This is a genomic window from Bacteroides sp. OM08-11, from assembly GCF_003438665.1.
Lineage (GTDB): Bacteria > Bacteroidota > Bacteroidia > Bacteroidales > Bacteroidaceae > Bacteroides > Bacteroides cutis.
The window spans coordinates 517795-534258 of sequence record NZ_QSTJ01000002.1; the positions used below are offsets into that span (position 1 = coordinate 517795).

The 16464-nt window shown below is 41.4% G+C and carries 19 protein-coding genes, 1 tRNA gene and 1 pseudogene; 11 read left to right on the top strand and 10 right to left on the bottom strand.

The window, feature by feature from the left end; all coding sequences use genetic code 11:
• Nucleotides 1–825: 825 nt before the first annotated feature.
• Genes DXC10_RS05880 through DXC10_RS05890 form a run of 3 tightly spaced genes read left to right on the top strand, consistent with a single transcriptional unit; the run spans nucleotide 826 to nucleotide 2350 of the window.
• A complete protein-coding gene (locus tag DXC10_RS05880) occupies nucleotides 826–1410 on the top strand; it encodes a hypothetical protein (protein WP_101543093.1) in 585 nt (194 codons plus the stop codon).
• Between the two features lie 31 nt (nucleotides 1411–1441).
• Nucleotides 1442–1726: a transcriptional regulator gene (locus DXC10_RS05885; protein ID WP_101543094.1), complete on the top strand. Its 285-nt coding sequence runs from the start codon at nucleotides 1442–1444 to the stop codon at nucleotides 1724–1726.
• Between the two features lie 36 nt (nucleotides 1727–1762).
• A complete protein-coding gene (locus DXC10_RS05890) occupies nucleotides 1763–2350 on the top strand; it encodes a nucleosidase (protein ID WP_101543095.1) in 588 nt (195 codons plus the stop codon).
• Between the two features lie 11 nt (nucleotides 2351–2361).
• On the opposite strand, the gene DXC10_RS05895 is transcribed toward DXC10_RS05890, so the two are convergent.
• On the bottom strand, nucleotides 2362–2721 hold the full coding sequence (locus tag DXC10_RS05895) for a YbaN family protein (RefSeq protein WP_101543096.1): 360 nt from the start codon (nucleotides 2719–2721) through the stop codon (nucleotides 2362–2364).
• 187 nt (nucleotides 2722–2908) lie between these two features.
• On the opposite strand from DXC10_RS05895, the gene queD reads away from it, so the two are divergent.
• Both queD and DXC10_RS05905 read left to right on the top strand, forming a co-directional pair.
• Nucleotides 2909–3241 (top strand): 6-carboxytetrahydropterin synthase QueD, encoded by a 333-nt coding sequence (gene queD, locus DXC10_RS05900; RefSeq protein ID WP_101543097.1) that lies wholly within the window; start codon nucleotides 2909–2911, stop codon nucleotides 3239–3241.
• Nucleotides 3228–3773, top strand: a complete 546-nt coding sequence (locus tag DXC10_RS05905) for a radical SAM protein (RefSeq protein WP_101543098.1) — start codon at nucleotides 3228–3230, stop codon at nucleotides 3771–3773. Before queD ends, DXC10_RS05905 begins: the two co-directional genes overlap by 14 nt.
• Before the next feature lie 39 nt (nucleotides 3774–3812).
• Here the strand turns inward: DXC10_RS05905 and DXC10_RS05910 are convergent.
• The 5 genes from DXC10_RS05910 to DXC10_RS05930 all read right to left on the bottom strand — a co-directional run bounded on the left by DXC10_RS05910 (nucleotide 3813) and on the right by DXC10_RS05930 (nucleotide 8182).
• Nucleotides 3813–3885, bottom strand: a tRNA-Trp gene (locus tag DXC10_RS05910).
• A 75-nt stretch (nucleotides 3886–3960) separates the two neighbouring features.
• Nucleotides 3961–4536: a uracil-DNA glycosylase family protein gene (locus DXC10_RS05915; RefSeq protein WP_101543099.1), complete on the bottom strand. Its 576-nt coding sequence runs from the start codon at nucleotides 4534–4536 to the stop codon at nucleotides 3961–3963.
• A gap of 52 nt (nucleotides 4537–4588) precedes the next feature.
• On the bottom strand, nucleotides 4589–6685 hold the full coding sequence (locus DXC10_RS05920; RefSeq protein ID WP_117737491.1) for a KamA family radical SAM protein: 2097 nt from the start codon (nucleotides 6683–6685) through the stop codon (nucleotides 4589–4591).
• 126 nt (nucleotides 6686–6811) lie between these two features.
• Nucleotides 6812–7438, bottom strand: coding sequence for a hypothetical protein (locus DXC10_RS05925; RefSeq protein WP_101543101.1), 627 nt, complete (start codon nucleotides 7436–7438; stop codon nucleotides 6812–6814).
• 102 nt (nucleotides 7439–7540) lie between these two features.
• The gene (locus DXC10_RS05930; RefSeq protein WP_101543102.1) at nucleotides 7541–8182 is read right to left on the bottom strand and encodes a helix-turn-helix domain-containing protein; all 642 of its coding nucleotides are present in this window, start codon (nucleotides 8180–8182) and stop codon (nucleotides 7541–7543) included.
• Nucleotides 8183–8331: 149 nt separating this feature from the next.
• Between DXC10_RS05930 and DXC10_RS05935 the strand changes: the two genes are divergently transcribed.
• The 3 genes from DXC10_RS05935 to DXC10_RS05945 all read left to right on the top strand — a co-directional run bounded on the left by DXC10_RS05935 (nucleotide 8332) and on the right by DXC10_RS05945 (nucleotide 10809).
• Nucleotides 8332–8505: a histone H1 gene (locus DXC10_RS05935; protein ID WP_101543103.1), complete on the top strand. Its 174-nt coding sequence runs from the start codon at nucleotides 8332–8334 to the stop codon at nucleotides 8503–8505.
• Between the two features lie 95 nt (nucleotides 8506–8600).
• Nucleotides 8601–9866 (top strand): putative DNA modification/repair radical SAM protein, encoded by a 1266-nt coding sequence (locus DXC10_RS05940; RefSeq protein WP_101543104.1) that lies wholly within the window; start codon nucleotides 8601–8603, stop codon nucleotides 9864–9866.
• Between the two features lie 169 nt (nucleotides 9867–10035).
• Complete coding sequence (locus tag DXC10_RS05945) at nucleotides 10036–10809, top strand: TIGR03915 family putative DNA repair protein (protein WP_101543105.1); 774 nt, start codon at nucleotides 10036–10038, stop codon at nucleotides 10807–10809.
• 29 nt (nucleotides 10810–10838) lie between these two features.
• On the opposite strand, the gene DXC10_RS05950 is transcribed toward DXC10_RS05945, so the two are convergent.
• The 3 genes and pseudogenes from DXC10_RS05950 to DXC10_RS05960 form a co-directional block, all read right to left on the bottom strand.
• Complete coding sequence (locus DXC10_RS05950; RefSeq protein WP_117737492.1) at nucleotides 10839–11816, bottom strand: lytic transglycosylase domain-containing protein; 978 nt, start codon at nucleotides 11814–11816, stop codon at nucleotides 10839–10841.
• A gap of 84 nt (nucleotides 11817–11900) precedes the next feature.
• On the bottom strand, nucleotides 11901–12623 hold the full coding sequence (locus DXC10_RS05955; protein ID WP_117737493.1) for an SDR family oxidoreductase: 723 nt from the start codon (nucleotides 12621–12623) through the stop codon (nucleotides 11901–11903).
• Between the two features lies 1 nt (nucleotide 12624).
• Nucleotides 12625–14520, bottom strand: a pseudogene (locus DXC10_RS05960) (PAS domain-containing sensor histidine kinase).
• A gap of 142 nt (nucleotides 14521–14662) precedes the next feature.
• Here DXC10_RS05960 and DXC10_RS05965 point away from each other — a divergent pair.
• Nucleotides 14663–15127, top strand: coding sequence for a MaoC family dehydratase (locus DXC10_RS05965; protein WP_101543109.1), 465 nt, complete (start codon nucleotides 14663–14665; stop codon nucleotides 15125–15127).
• On the opposite strand, the gene DXC10_RS05970 is transcribed toward DXC10_RS05965, so the two are convergent.
• Nucleotides 15115–15423, bottom strand: coding sequence for a nitrous oxide-stimulated promoter family protein (locus DXC10_RS05970; RefSeq protein ID WP_101543442.1), 309 nt, complete (start codon nucleotides 15421–15423; stop codon nucleotides 15115–15117). The genes DXC10_RS05965 and DXC10_RS05970 overlap by 13 nt on opposite strands.
• A gap of 176 nt (nucleotides 15424–15599) precedes the next feature.
• Between DXC10_RS05970 and DXC10_RS05975 the strand changes: the two genes are divergently transcribed.
• Both DXC10_RS05975 and DXC10_RS05980 read left to right on the top strand, forming a co-directional pair.
• Nucleotides 15600–16082: a PepSY-like domain-containing protein gene (locus tag DXC10_RS05975; protein WP_101543110.1), complete on the top strand. Its 483-nt coding sequence runs from the start codon at nucleotides 15600–15602 to the stop codon at nucleotides 16080–16082.
• Nucleotides 16083–16138: 56 nt separating this feature from the next.
• The gene (locus DXC10_RS05980) at nucleotides 16139–16447 is read left to right on the top strand and encodes an MGMT family protein (RefSeq protein ID WP_101543111.1); all 309 of its coding nucleotides are present in this window, start codon (nucleotides 16139–16141) and stop codon (nucleotides 16445–16447) included.
• Nucleotides 16448–16464: the final 17 nt, after the last annotated feature.

The window sequence follows — 16464 nt, forward strand, 5'->3', positions numbered from 1 at the left end:
GCTTTTTGTTTGCTAACCACTTGTTTTGCTGACATGCCCGTTTCTCGAAAAGTTCGGGATTGTACGATTTAATGCATAAACATGCAACTCTTTTACCGAATGCCCACTGATTTCGTGTTTCCCAAAGGTAGGATATTAACTTCCGGCGCGAGGGATATTAACTTCCCGTGCGAGAGATATTAACTTCCGTCGTGAGGGATGTTGACTTCCCTCATGAGAAAGATGAAGATTTCTTCTGAAAACACTCTTTTTCTTCCGCAAAAAGAGCGCTTTTACATGGATAAACGACTATTTCCCGTCTATTAGGGTTGTATATATTTCTGTATTTCGCTATTCATTAGGAAGATACGGATTTTCGTTCGCATATTTCCGCTTGCACCTGCCAACGGGTGAAAATACGCTGTTCTCGGGATGCGGAAAGTGCAAAGTGTCAAAAACGTACGCAAGTAATGCTGAGGCTGTTTTCTTTAGGATTGCTGAAACAGGTGCATTTCCCCATTAAATCTCTACTGTATCCACTTATCTCATTTCCTGATTAAAAGAGAGTCTTTATTTGATTATTTAATAAATTAATTTATTGAATAGTTTGGTTTATAAAATAAACTACTTATCTTTGTATCGGAATCCGAACCCTGGATGTGTTTTTTAGTATATATGGTTTTAAAAAAGTATGCTTGTGAAAACGGTGGATCATTTCTTGATTTGTTTAATTTAATGCGATGAAAAATGGAAACTTGTTTTTTGTATTTGCTTATTGGTAATTGGGCATTGATGTTTTTTTTGATACAGAACACCTATGATGTGGAAAAATAAAATTAGTGAACTATGGAAGATAAAAGACTGAATGAGAAAGAGAGTTTAGAACTCATCGCTCAAATGATTCAAAACACGAAACAGAGGATGGCAAAGAATGCTGGAGCTCCTTTTTTAATATGGGGCTATACGACAATAATCATATCTTTGTTGGTTTGGTTCTTGCTGAAAGAGACGGGAGATTACAATTGGCAATGGCTGTGGTTTTTGCTTCCTGCGGTAGCCCTTCCCTTTACATTGTGGGCCACACGTAATCAGGAGAAGTTAGTGTTCACCTATATGGATCGCGTAGTAGGATATGTATGGATGGTATTTGGTATAGGGGCATTCTTTGTGTCGTGTGTGTCTATCATCTTTTGGAGTATGTCTGTACTCTTTGTCATTTTACTGATGATGGGGATGGGAACAGCGCTGACAGGGCTTATCATAAAGATGAAAGTGGTGACGGTGTGTGGAACCTTGGGTGCATTGGCCTCGGCTGGATGTGTTTGTGTGCATGGTTTGAATCAGATTTTGATTTTCGCATTTGCTTTTGTCTTTATGATGATTATACCGGGATATTATTTGAATGGTAAGGCGAGGAAAGCAATGGTATGATAAGGTAGAATATGGAAAGAAAACAATTGTTATGTTTAAAGAACTGAATCCTTTGCTCCATTCTGAACTGCGGCTTGCGGTGATGTCGTTGCTTATCAGTGTCGAAGAGGCTGATTTTGTCTATATCCGCCATCAGACGGGAGCGACAGCCGGAAATCTCAGTGTACAGATAGATAAACTTGGCAAGGCGGGGTATGTGGAGGTGACCAAGACATTCAAGGGGAAGATGCCCTGTACGATTTGTAAGATTACTCCGCAAGGAGTAGATGCTTTTGAAGAGTATGTTGAAGCGTTGAAGAGTTATATCATGAAATAATTATTGGGGAAAGTAATGAGATAAAGAATAGAAAGTATGAGAATTTTGGTTACTTATGCCGTTCAGGGCGAATTTACGGAACTGAAGTTTCCCGGTTTGATAGGGGAAGACGAGGTACAAATCGGTTATCTCCGTACTGGAGTGGGAAAGGCTAAATCTGCGTTTTACCTTTCGGAAGCAATCAGTCATGGACAACCGGATTTGGTTATTAATGTGGGTACGGCGGGGAGTATTCATCATCAGGTAGGAGATATATTGGTATGCCGTCATTTCATAGACCGTGACATGCAGAAGCTGGTGGATCTTGGTGTGGAATATGAGATTGAGTCAGCCGGCTTGTTGGTGCAGAAAGGTTATTGTTTACACTGGAAAGGTGGGGGGATATGTAACACGGGAGATACCTTCTTGACAGAATTATCGGATGTAAAAGGTGATGTTGTCGATATGGAAGCCTATGCGCAAGCATTAGTGTGCCGTGCTAAGAATGTGCCGTTTATTTCAGTGAAGTATGTGACGGATATTATCGGGCAAAATTCCGTGAAGCATTGGGAAGATAAACTTGCTGATGCAAGAAAAGGACTGGGACGTTTTTTTGAAGAAATTGGGGGAGTAGTGAGATCGTAAATATAGTCCGTTTATTTTAGTGTCTTGAACGACAAAATATGATATGTTGTTCCCGTGGCAATGAGTAGTAACATTACCTTCAGCCACCAATAGGGTAATATGAAAAATATGCAATATAGCATTGTTGTCCAAATGAGAGAAACGGATATGATTTTAGCTTTCAGTGGAATCGCTTTGTTTTCTCGGAAATTGCGTATGTAAGGACCCAGATATTTCTGGCTCAGTAACCAATCGTATAGGCGCGACGAACTTCGTACATAAAGTGCCGCTGTGAGTAGCAGAAATGGTGTGGTAGGCAGCAACGGAAGAAAGATGCCGATGATGCCTAATAGTAAGGAAAGAGTTCCAAGCAGAATATAAAGGACTTTCATATCGCAAAAATAGAAAAAATAACTATGTTTGCGGTATGAAAGCTTATTTTTAAGGTTTTTGAATGTATATGAATAAATAAAAGGCTTACGGATAAATCACGAGTTTTTTCTATTTTTGCAGTTGCATCGAGGTGACATTAGATGCAGGGTTATAATTATATAGTGTATTAATTAGCGTATTAAGAGTATGTATACAGTTATTAAGCGTATGGAAGTATCGGCTGCCCACAGCCTGGCACTTTCCTATCAGAGTAAATGTGAAAATCTACATGGTCACAATTGGATAATCACAGTTTTCTGTCGTTCCAAGGAATTGAATGGTGACGGAATGGTCGTAGACTTCAGCTACATCAAGCAGGTAGTAAAAGAAAAATTGGATCATCGTAATATCAATGAAGTGCTTCCTTTTAATCCTACGGCAGAAAACATAGCCCGTTGGATATGCGAACAGATACCTACTTGCTATAAAGTAGAAGTTCAGGAGTCTGAGTCAAACATCGCCATCTATGAGGAAGATTAACGAAATATTTTATAGTCTTCAAGGTGAGGGATACCATACGGGTACTCCGGCGGTTTTTATCCGTTTTTCCGGTTGCAATTTAAAATGTTCTTTTTGTGATACCCGGCATGAGGAAGGGGTTTTGATGTCCGATGATGAAATATTGGCGGAAGTGAAAAAGTACCCTGCGGTGATGGTGATATTGACCGGTGGTGAACCCTCTCTTTGGATTGACAGTGGTTTTATAGATCGTTTGCACCGGGTAGGCAAATATGTCTGTATTGAAACAAATGGAACCCGTCCGTTGCCGGATAATATAGATTGGGTGACTTGCTCACCAAAACAGGGGGTAAAATTGGGAATTACCCGTATGGATGAAGTGAAGGTTGTTTATGAGGGGCAGGATATCGGAGTTTATGAATTACTTCCTGCCGAACATTTCTTTTTACAGCCTTGTTCTTGCAGTAATACCGGCCAGACGGTGGATTGTGTAATGCGGCATCCAAAATGGCGGTTGAGTTTGCAGACACATAAACTGATAGATATTCGGTAATAAAAAAGAGCTGTAAGCAGATGCTTACAGCTCTTTTTGCACGGGAGGAGAGGCTCGAACTCCCGACACCCGGTTTTGGAGACCGGTGCTCTACCAACTGAGCTACTCCCGTGTTTGCGGCTGCAAAGGTAATGGAAACTTTCAAATATACAAGTAACCGGTGCGCATATTTTATGGTAGAAGTTACTTACAGCATTTGTAAGTCCTGATACATAATGCGATACGCAGCAGCTTTTTTTTCTAAAGAAAGTGGATAAGCTCTGGATGAAGAGGGCATCCGGTAGAGACGCATAGGGCGCTCTTCAAAAATAAATTCCGTATAGTTTCCTACTTTGGGTTCTTTCAAAGAGAATTGCTCACAAAGAGTATCGGTCGCCTTCTGTCCCGTAGTGACGATTGCCCTGCATTCCGGTAGTTGATGCAGCAAGGCAGAGACATCCGTAGGTTGCACCACTTCTAGGAACTTATCCGAAGCATTGTCCTGCAGGCGCCGGATGGCAGAGGCTGTATCGAACAGGGCAATCCCTTTTTCTTGTAAGAAACTGATGAGGTATTCTTTACAAAATGCTTTATGAGTTTTATCAACAAAATGATCTTTATCGCCAAAAAAGAGAAGTCCTACAATACGCCACATGTCGTTGTTCCAATTCGGGTAATAAAATTCCATAGACCACCGTTTTTTTTGTGGCGGGAAACTCCCCAGCATCAACAGACGGGCATTGCCGGGGAGGAAAGGCTGCAAGGGATGTTGTTCTATCTCCATACTTTCCTGTGGTTGGTTTTTATCTGCAAAAGTACGGAATATTTTAGAAATGTTATCCCGCTATCTCCAAATTACTCATCCTTTCGGTTATCCGGAAAGGAAAATCCGGATATTCATAAAGATTGAAACGAGATTCGGTTTTACCTTCTGTATAATTCCAGATAGTGGCATATTCTTCTACATCTTCACCCATAGCTTGAAGTTGGCGCAGATACGAGGCGATAGACTTATTTTCGACGATATAGACTTCTCCCATCCGATTGATAATCGGACTGTGACGTCGGGTACCGTCATGACCGAAACGTAGAATACGTTTACCTTCCGGGGTGATACCTACCATGTCGAAAGTCATACTTTTGCCGATGGCAGGCAGATTGAGTACGTTTCTGTCGGTGGCTAGAAACGGTAAATGGTTGATTTTCAGAAAATGCCGGATACAGGCAGCCGGATCTTGTGATGTCTCAAGTGCAACGGATAGATTATGGGCATCTTCTCTGGATAATTTCCCGAAACGTTTTTCTTCCATTTGTTCCTGTACAGAACGACTGTTTGGAGCGAACACCGCATGATTTTCCTCAAAGCCTTTGACGGAAAATGTATAATAACCGATTATTCCCAATTGATTGAGTACTTGACGCAGGCGTGTCGTGTGTCCCCGGCGTGACGCAGCTACGTTGTACACTAATTGATTATCGATGAGCCAGCCTGCCGATAATAATTTACGTATTCCTTCTGCAGCCTCGGGAGTTACTTCTAAGGGCGTTTGGAAATGGGTTTGGATAATAAATTGCCGGATACCGATGGTTGATGCTTTTTCTTTGAACTCTCGTAGAATTTCCACCAGTTCATCATTGATGCGCATCGGCAGATAAGCCGGTAAGCGTGAGCCGAGGCGAATGCGTTGCAGTTCTGCATATTTTTCTCCTTCCGGACGTTCCAAATTAGCTTTCCGTTTACGTACAGCCATACGATAAACTGCTTCCAGAATATGGTGTAACGTCTTGTTCTGGCTCATCAGGGCATCACCTCCTGTAATAAGAATGTCGCGTAGCTGTGTGTCTTCTTCAAAATATGCCATCAAACGGCGCAGTTTCTTTTCCCATGTTTCTTTGGGTCGCAAAGTATCAAATTCAAAATTGAGACGCTTACTTTGGAAATCGTACATGCGCTGGCAAGATGCACAAAGACCGCCACAGGCACGCCCCATGGTGTCAGGTATAAGAATGGCCACTTCTGGGTAGCGGCGGTGGATATTGTGCCCGTCGGGCAGTAGCCAACCTGCGGCATTAGGTTTGCCAGGTTCCACGATGTCTTCCCGTTCCCAGGCACGTATTTGTCCGTAGGTTTCGACCAATTGGGGAGAATAAAGGATATAACTACGTAAGGCATCATCGTTATATCCGTTACCGTTGCAATTCAATAGTGATAAGTAGTAAGGGGTGGCAAAGAAAGGCATTCCTTTCTTGCGCGCCTTCGAAAGCAAATACATGGTTTCGGCAGAAAGGGAATTGCCTAGGAAACAATTCAGTTCGGCCGGACTTTTAACTGCCATGGCAAGGTGAAAGCGGAAATCATTCCACCATTCACCCACCAATCGGAATTTCTCTTCGTAACTGATTCCTTTGGGGAAGTTGAAACGGGAAGCCGGATTTTTGCGATGTTCAATCTTTTGTACCAACGCATGCATGATGCGTTCTTTGTTTTTGATACGTACTTGCTGTACTTCCTCATCCAGGCCGGTTGCCCAACGTTCAGTGAGTGTTTTGATCTTCTGTGGTGAGGGCAGAGTAACGGCGGGTTGTTGGAGGAATTTGAATAGCTGGAATAGATCAATGAACAAATCTGTTTCGGTTTCTTCCTCCATAGTACCGATAAGGAAAGAATAGAGAGTTGATAAAGTTGATATAGTCAATTGTCTTTCGGTAGAAAGCTCATATACTTCTTGTCCGTCAAATTCAATCAAGAGTCGAATTTGCTTACCGGCCTCACTGTTCATTTCCGGATGTACGGCAATATATTTCGAAAGGCTGGTTCTGAAAGTTTCCGCATTGTCGCTTTGGGTGGCAATACATACCAACTCAGGGAGTTCGTGCCGATAAAGTTGTTCCAGTTGTGAAAGAGTGAGTGCAAGCATTTTCTTTTGTTTCATAAGCAGTTGTTTTTTTATTATTATCCTATAAAAATAATAAAAAAAGGCGAGGTCTTTCTACCTCGCCTTTTACCTTGTGGAATACTTTATGGTTCTTTTTGTTTTACTAACAGAATAGATAAGGGATTATTTCTTTTCCATTTCTTTATTCTTCGGTTCTTTTTTAGCCAACATCACCACATTATATACATATTCCGACATCCATTCTTCGGAGTATCCCAGGCGTTCTTTGTATTGGCGTACCGTAGCTGCTGTTTTGTGTACATCGTCTTTTTTCCAAACAGTCTTGGTACATACATCATGTACGGTTTTTGCAGTCATGCTGCGTAGTGCACCTTTAAAGATAGAAGGCACACGGAATTTCCATTGCATAAGGTTACCCATCAACATCATTAAGTCATTGGAAAATCCTTGATACATGAAGAGATACCCTTGTACATCATTTTGAGTCCGGCAATGTTTCTTTACAGAGATATCGATTTCTTTAAAAAAGTTTTCGCTGATACCATAGTCCTGCATCAACATTTTGCGGGAAGCCGTTTTTTCAGCTTGTCCCAAGCGTCCTCCCTGAGTAGGGATTTTGAATAAACGTTTGAAATTGGCTACATCCGGCACAAAACGGATATTGGTGATGCCCAGATTGGCAGCTATCACTGACTGGAAGTAAACACGTGTTAAAGACACGAAATCTTCCACGTTCCTTGAAGGAACTCCTTCGGTATTCTTTCTAAATAATTTGGTAAATATACCCATGATGAATTATAATTTACGAATTACAAACTACGAACCGCCATGCAGTTGCGGATGCAAAAGTACTAAATAAGTTGGTTTACACCAAAATTCGTAACTTGTAATTTACTTTAGTTTGAAATGGAACTTATGTCCTTCGAATACTGTCTCCACAATGTCGTAACGGACAAATTTTGCAAGAAGGTGTTCTGCCGCACGGCGAGAAAGATGGGCAAGACGGCAATAACGGTTCAATGATAACTGGTCGTTTTCTTCCAGTAAGTTGAGCAACAGTTGTTCACGTTCCGTATATTCCATCAGTTCACCTTTAGGACTTTTACTTTGTTGCCATACACGTAGATGTACAGGAGTAGCCAGGATATTTTCATCTTTGATACGGAGATAGGCCAAATACTTTCCGGTTTCATCTTTAGCATATACTGGCTTACGGTCACTTTCGGCAACTTGTATAACTAATACACTACGCCCTTCTACCTGATAAGTACACATACTGTAATTGACCTCCGGACGGCAGTAGATTTGTGCGGCGGCTTCTATCATATATTGTTCTTCATCTGAGCGTACACCTGCAATTTTTCCGTTATCTTTTACTCCAATGAGTAACCGTCCGCCGTCAGTATTTGAGAAAGCAGATAACGTTTTGGCAATCTTCCGTGCATCGGATATTTCGAATTTGAAATCCTGTTGCTGATGCTCTCCTTCGGCTATGAGAGCATGTATGTATTCGGCATCTGTAAACGTTTTCATGTCTGCAAAAGTAGATAAAAAACGTGTAAGAGCTTTTTTTTGCGCCGAATTTGGGCAATATTTCAAAAAAAATATCGTTTTTCTGTATTTATTTCAAGAAAGAGTGTATTTTTGTCGGACATTATTAACGAAGTAATTAAAAAAGGATTATGAAAGAATTAGTTGAAAAAGTTGCAGAATTGTATGCAGCATTTGCGAAAGATGCAAATGCACAGTTGGAAAATGGTAACAAGGCAGCCGGTACTCGTGCACGTAAGGCTTCTTTGGAAATCGAAAAAGCAATGAAAGAATTCCGCAAAGCATCTTTGGCTGCTGCTAAGTAAAGAAAAAACGCAGATTTAATGCTGTGAAAGACTGCCACGATAGGCGGTCTTTTTTTGTTTATATTGGTATTATTATTACATTTGGCACGAGTAATATGGATGAAAACGTACTTAATAAACTAAAGATACTGGCAGAGTCGGCAAAGTATGATGTATCTTGTTCTTCCAGTGGTACTGTGCGCTCCAACAAGGCAGGTATGGTAGGTAATACCGTGGGTGGATGGGGAATCTGCCACAGTTTTGCCGAGGATGGTCGTTGTATCTCTTTGTTGAAGGTGATGTTGACCAATTATTGTATTTATGACTGTGCGTATTGTATCAACCGTCGTAGCAACGACTTGCCGCGTGCCACACTTTCGGTCAGTGAACTTGTAGACTTGACAATGGAGTTTTATCGCCGTAATTATATCGAAGGCTTGTTTCTTAGTAGCGGTGTGATACGCAATCCCGATTATACCATGGAACGGCTGGTGCGCGTGGCAAAAGACTTGCGGACCATACATCGTTTCAATGGATATATTCATCTGAAAAGTATTCCCGGCGCAAGCCGTGAATTGGTGAATGAAGCAGGATTATATGCTGACCGTCTCAGTGTCAATGTGGAAATACCGAAAGAAGAAAACTTGAAACGCCTTGCACCCGAGAAAGATCATAAGAGTGTATATCTGCCGATGCGTTATATCCAACAAGGAGTATTGGAGAGTTCGGAAGAACGTAAAAAACATCGTCATGCGCCTCGTTTTGCCCCTGCCGGACAAAGTACGCAAATGATAGTGGGAGCTACCTCTGAAACCGATAAGGATATTCTCTTTCTTTCGTCCGCTCTCTATAAAGGTCCTTCGATGAAGCGCGTTTATTATTCCGGTTATGTATCGGTAAATACATACGATACTCGTCTGCCTGCTTTGAAACAACCGCCTTTGGTACGTGAAAATCGCCTTTATCAGGCGGACTGGTTGATGCGTTTCTACCAGTTCAAGGTGGAAGAGATAGTTGATGACATTTATCCTGATCTTGATTTGGAGATTGATCCTAAACTATCGTGGGCGCTGCGCCATCCCGAACACTTTCCGATGGATGTGAACAGGGCTGATTATGAAATGTTACTTCGTATTCCGGGTATCGGTGTGAAGTCCGCCCGCCTGATAGTGGCATCACGTCGTTTTTCCAAATTAGGTTTTTATCAGTTAAAGAAAATAGGGGTGGTGATGAAGAAAGCGCAATACTTCATTACTTGTAATGAGCTACCTATGTGCACAGTCAATGAATTGACCCCACAGGGGGTACGTAACTTGTTGATACAGAAACCCAAGAAAAAGGCTGACGACCGTCAACTGACACTTGATTTCGGAGAGGATTAAAACTGATGCCGGGTATGAAGATTGTCATAATTTATGTATGATATGTATGCTACTGATAACTAATGGCGTTTGGGTAAGAGACAATGGGTATACGCATGAGTGACATTTAGTATACGATTGAATGGAGGTATGTCGATGTTTCTGCTTTTATCTCTTTTGTAATGAATGTATGGTGATATTTGTTTTTGATAATACGTTTGAAGGTTTGCTGACTTCTGTTTTCGAAGCCTATGCACGTCGTATTTTCCCGGATGTATTACAGCCGGAAGGAGAGCTACTGCCTTTGTTCCATGATGAAGTTTTCACGGTGATTACCGATGAAGGGAAAGCGGGACGAGTATGGCGGGGATTACAGAAGAAACTTTCGTCCGGTGCTTTGGCCTGTCTTACGCAGAGTTGGCTTTCCGAACTGCCTGAGGTACCCATGTTATTGTTTCGTTACATCCGTAAAGCCATTGATACCCCCCGTTCCATTGAAACGAATTTTGCCGATCCTGACGTATTGGAACTCTCTAAGATATGGAAAAAGGTGGATTGGGAACGGATACGCATGTTACAGTTCGTTCGTTTTCAGAAAGCGGCGGACGGTACTTTTTTTGCGGCATTGGAACCTCAATTCAATGCTCTTCCACTTGCTGTTGAACATTTTCGTAACCGTTTTGCCGACCAACGATGGTTGATTTATGACGTCAAACGTGCATATGGTTATTATTATGACTTGAAGGAAATCCGTATGGTTACTTTCGATGAAGATACCCGTGAAGGACATTTTGTAACGGGAATGTTGGATGAAAGTTTGATGGACAAGGATGAAAAGCTTTTTCAGCAGTTATGGAAAACCTACTTCAAGGCTATTTGCATCAAAGAACGTCTTAATCCACGAAAACACCGGCAGGATATGCCGGTGCGTTATTGGAAGTTTTTGACGGAAAAACAGGATTAAATTATTGTCTGATAAGAAAAAATCCTTTTTTAGTTAATCACCCAATTCTTGTTATGGGGTACCGTCTGTTTCGGGTCATAGTACATTCCCGCTTGCGATGGTATTTTCAGTTCATACATACGACCGCTTTTATTCTGTAGTTCATGTTGACGTAACCAAGGATTGGCATCTTTCAGTTGGGCAAACGTGATACCTTGTTGACGGGCATATTCGGCAAGATTACTGATACCGGTAGTCACCGTTACTTTTCGGTAAGGAATAGGTGGATATAAATGTTCACGTTTCAGCAGAAATCCATATCGTTGAGGGTTGTTGATGACTGCTTTGGCAGCAAGTAGCCGGAACATATAACGTGAAGTTTCTTCTACCAACCAAAGGTCAACTGCTTGTGAGGCAAGTTGCTTCTGCAGTTCCGAAGAGATGCGTCCCTGTCCACCATTATAGGCAGCGGCAACGCAGAGCCAGTTGTTATATTTAGTGTAGGCTTGTTTTAAATATTTACAGGCAGCCAGCGTGGCTTTTTCAACGTGATAGCGTTCGTCGATATTGGCATTGACTTCCAATCCGAACTCCCTTCCGGTAGTGGGCATAAATTGCCATAAACCCACTGCACCTGCCGGACTGTGGGCAAGTGTATTCAGATTACTCTCGATGACGGCGAGATATTTGAAATCGTCGGGAACACCGTTGGCTTTCAGTATGGGCTCGATTATTGGAAAATACCGATTGGCACGTTTCACGGTAAGCATGGTTGTGGAGTGCATATAAGTAAATGACATCAACTCTCTGTCCATTCTTTCGCGATGATCATAACGCTTGAAGGTTATTACTTGTCCAGCAAAAGAAATTTTATCGGGAACAGTAGGGGGAGTAACACAATAGGGAACTTCTGATTTTATGGATTCTTGCTCATTGAGTTGTGTATTACTCAACAGAAATGGAAGAGTAGTACCTGCACAAAGAGCAATGGCAGCGGTAGCCAATATATGGATGGAATTCTTTTTCATTATCCTGTTTTTTGTTGGTTCTGCCGTCTAAGGTACGATATTCATATTAATTGTGCAAATAGGTTGCGAGAGGTGATGCCACTTTTAATTCTTTATAGGAAACCGTTCCCACAACCAGCGTGGAATGAGGCGCCAGAAAAAAACGAGTATCCGGTATCTTCCGTCAATGATGGTTATACGTTTTTTCCTATCCAGTGCTTTCACGATGTAGCGGGCTACACGGTCTGTTTGCATCAACATCGGATAATTCCCGTTCTTCAATAAATCTGTAGCAACGAAACCGGGACGTATATCTGTAAAGCGGATATTCAGATGTTCCATATGAGTAAGTTGTGCAAGGGCGTCGATATAAGTATTTTGGAAACGTTTGGTAGCAGAATAGGCGGGGGCTATACCTAAGCCTTTGGTACCGGCTATGGAACTGATTACTGCAATGTGCCCTCCTCCTTTTGCCTTGAAATAATTGAAAGCGGCGGTAGTCATCCTGATAAAACCTTCTACGTTGGTACGTGCCGTGTTAATCTCGACCTCTGGTTGCAAAGTAGGGTTCTGACTGCCTATACCTGAACTGAGGAGAAACAAATCCATCCCTCCTAATTTTTCTATCAATGTTTGAAGGTGTAGAAGGGCATCTTCACGGGTAATATCCAATGGTTGTATTTCAATTTGTCGGGGAGCAATCCGTTGAAAATCTCGTAATGCCTCTTCCCGTCTTCCTGAAACTCCTATATGCCAACCTTGTTTTACTAATAATCTGGCAACTTCTTGGCCGATCCCTGAGGTGGCTCCTATGATAATGGCTTTCATTCTATAATTTTTTTTGTTTCTGTCGTCCGGCTGGTTGCACTTGGCATGGGAATGTGATGGTAAATGTACTGCCTGTCCCTACGGTAGATGTAACTCCGATGCTTCCGTCCATTCTTTCCATGATGGACTTACAAATAGACAGACCCAGTCCGGCTCCTTGTATGAAGGAGTTTACCTTCTCGAACCGTTCGAATATCGTGTCGAGTTTGTCCTGGGGGATTCCGCGTCCAGTGTCGGTAATGTTGATTTTTGCTTCAGATCGGTCTATCTTATAGGAAACTTCGATGTAGCCGACGGTCGTATTCTTCAATGCGTTCGAAATAAGATTGTTCAGCACTTGTTTAATACGCATCAAGTCTTGTTCTATTAAGTAGGCATTTGCCGGATAACGGGTTCTGATTTCTACACCTGCCGGAGCGTTTTGTTTATACTCGGCACAACTTTCGTCGATCAGTTCCGACAGATTGAACCAGGTAGGATGTAGTTCAATGTGGCCGGATTCTATTTTCGACAAGTCCAGTACATCGTTGATAATGTTCAGTAGCAGATCGTTGTTACGGTTAATTAGTGAAATATATTGGTCGCGTTCGTTGGCATCGTCCACGTAAGGGAGCAGGCTGGAAAATCCGATAATTGCATTCAACGGTGTGCGTATTTCGTGGCTCATATTGGCGAGGAAAGCCGACTTCAGGCGATCCGCTTCTTCTGCTTTTTCCTTGGCTTGTATCAACATGAATTCCGTGTTTTTCAGGTGGGTGATATCGTAGTTGATGCAGATTAGTTCTATATTGTTCCGTTCGGGAGCGTATGTTTTCACTATCAGATTGACATGCGTCCATGAATAACTGCCGTCTTCTCTGAGAACGCGTATCTCTTTGTTGAATTTGTTCTCTGTCCCTTTTTTTGCATTATCCAGAAAGCCGAGTATACAATGGCGGTCTTCGGGGTGAATATGACCGTATGTTCCGATAATTTCGGATAGCGGTGTCTTTTCTTTTTCACCGATGTTGATATACCAACTTTGTTGGGCATTCCCTTCTTGGGTAAGCAGGTTGTAGTGGGCATATCCCACTTTGGCATAATTGCCTATCAGTTCGAAGAAACTTTCGAACTCCTGAATTTTGTTGTAGGCTACAGTCGTTTCGGTTTTATCTGCATTAATCAGCAGATAGTTGGTTGGAATATGATGCTCATCGTACAACGTGGTTACCTTAGTTACCAAATCTATCGTGCCTGTTTTCTTTTTTGAATTATAGTAAGTTCCTATTTGAGAGAAGTCATAACGAAAAGTAAAGTCTGCATTTTCATGTTTCTTCAGCTTTTCTTTCATTTCGTTTGGGAAGACGGGATTTTCGAAGATATTGATACCCAGCAAGTCTTCCTTCTGTTCTAGATGAAACATTTCCAACTCCTTGTCATTCAAGTCTATCAGTATCCCCTGGATGTTATAGAGTTCGATGCCTACCGGCAAATTCTTATAAATGTTGTGTAATAATCGTTCCTGTTGTTGCAGTACTTGTGAGGCAGATGACATGTTGGGACCGTCTTGTACTTCGGCTATACCATAAATCTTTCAGTTCCCGTTTTCATCTGTTTTCTGCATACAAACTTTACTACGTATCCACATAGGGCCTTTGATCGTATCAAGTAGATATACAATCTCTTTCGACTGTTGTGCGTTGTTAAAAGAATGAACTGTAGTAAGAGGATGTTCCTCTTTCAGAATTCGTTTATTGAAGTCTTCGAAACTGATAACCCCGTCTTCTTTTAAACCCAATAGGCTGGAAATATATTCGGAACAGATATAGTTTGCATTTTGTAAGTCTGCTTCCCAACAGCCTATGTTGGCATTAAGTATTATTTCTGATAGTAAGTTATAATCTAATTTAGCGTTCATACAGAAGTATTTCTGATAAATTAATACAGATGTATATGGTTACAAAAATAGAAATAATCCGTAGAAATGAAAAGAAATGGGAGATAGAAATGTATCTTTGTCACGGTTTATGACACTATTTATTAAATAAAACAAAAAATATATGGAAAAAGTAATTATCAACTCGTATGAAGATTTTGAAAAGTTAATAGGTCAGCAACTTGGTATTTCTGAGTATGTGCAACTTACTCAGGAGCGTATCAATCTTTTTGCCGATGCAACATTGGATCATCAGTGGATTCATGTTGATCCGGAACGTGCCCATGTGGAGAGTCCTTTCAAGAGTACCATTGCTCATGGTTATCTTACCCTATCTATGTTGCCTCATTTGTGGAATCAGATTATTGAGGTAAATAACCTGAAGATGATGATTAACTATGGTATGGATAAAATGAAATTCGGTCAAGCGGTATTGTCTGGACAGAGTATCCGTCTGGTAGCAACTTTACAATCTTTGTCCAACCTACGGGGAGTGGCAAAGGCAGAAATCAAATTTGCCATTGAAATTCAAGGCGAGAAGAAGAAAGCACTCGAAGGAGTAGCTGTTTTCTTATACTATTTCAATTGAAAATGTTCTTGCCATAAATGCCGGAGTGCTGCTATAGGATGGTATAGCAGCATTCTTGGCCCGGTAAACCGCATCACTTTCCGCATCTGTTCTTTCATTTCGGGTTTATAGCAATGAATGGTGCACAGTCTGCAGGTTGACTTTTTTTCTCCAAAAGGACAGCGGGATAATCTTGTATGCGCATATTCTATTAATTCCTTACATTGGGAACATAACTCTTTATTACCCTCTTTCTTTCTGCAATAAAGGGTAATCATTTGTTCTATCGTCTGTTGTTCTCGTTGAACGCGTGACATGGATTTGACCGTCATTTATAACAGAGTTTATTTTCAGAACAAAGATAGTGGAATAATGGAGAAAAACGATAATTTTATCTTTATAGACGTAAAATTTCCTTTTTAATGGTATTGAATGAGCCAAACAAAATCATTGGAATGCTGTTGATAACAGACTAATGATAAATTGTTTGGTCATGAATAAATTGAAATTATCTTTTCTGCTGTCAATGTTCTTTACATCAGTTTCGGTATTTGCCGGTTATACACCTGTCAATGTACAGAATGCTCTAAAAAAAATGTATCCTGCTGCTAATGATATCGCCTGGTCGCAGGATGGAAATTATTATGTAGCGGATTTTATGATGAATGCTTTTGATACCAGAGTATGGTTCAACTCGGATGCCCAATGGGTGATGAAGCAAACCGATTGGGTAACGATGGATGAGGTACCGGCAGCGGTATTCAATGCTTTTGCCGCCAGTCAGTTTGCTGGTGGTGAAGTACAGAATGTAACGTGGGTACAGTTCCCTAAATGGCAGTCGATTGTTGCCGTAGAGATAGGAATGCCGAATGTACAGACGAAATATCAGATATTATTTACTCCTGATGGAGGAATAATAAATGACCGGAATGTCACTTACTTGCATAATATTCTTGGAGCAAGTACTTTCTTATAGACGACATTCAGTTACCTGCCAAATAAATTATATCTTTGTCCTGAAAAAAGTTTTTCATGGACAAAGGTGCTTTTCAACAGGAAGTATACAATGTGGTTGCTGCCATTCCGTCCGGAAAGGTAGTAACCTACGGGCAGGTTGCCTTTCTTATAGGTAGACCTCAGTGTTCGCGTATGGTAGGACATGTCATGCATGATGTACCTTCGGAGTTGCATCTGCCCTGTCACAGGGTAGTGAACAGTCAGGGAAGGTTGGTACCGTTTTGGGTAGAACAAAGGGCTTTGCTGGAAAGTGAAGGTGTACAGTTCCGCAAGAGTGGAATGGTGGACATGAAAGTTTCTCAATGGAAATTTATAGAGGAATAATTGTTGAATTCTAAAAT